The 258-nt window shown below is 70.2% G+C and carries 1 pseudogene; it reads right to left on the bottom strand.

The annotated features are described in order from the left end of the window. Positions 1-258, bottom strand: a pseudogene (locus SB719_RS21180) (hypothetical protein); the annotation flags it as partial.

The raw sequence follows: 258 nt of genomic DNA, 5'->3' as shown, positions 1-258 counted from the left end.
GTTGTAGCCGATGTACAGTTCGTATTTGCCGTACGCCGGCAGGGTCAGCTGCGAGCCGACGACGATGCCGGGGTCGGTGTCGCCGGTGCCCGCCGGGAGCGCGACCGACTGGTAGAACTGCTTCGTCCCTCCGCTCTGCACCTTGGCCCGCAGCTCGTCCGAGATGACGGAGTTCATGGCGGGGCTGCCGCGGTCGGGCGGTGCGAGCACGCCCGTGTCCTGCCCGGGCACCCGATAGGCCGCCACCAGCCGGCTGGA

Source organism: Pantoea sp. SIMBA_079 (assembly GCF_046940275.1).
GTDB classification, from domain to species: domain Bacteria; phylum Pseudomonadota; class Gammaproteobacteria; order Enterobacterales; family Enterobacteriaceae; genus Pantoea; species Pantoea borealis.
Note: the sequence above shows the minus strand (reverse complement) of the source record. Positions and strands in the feature narration are given on the sequence as shown.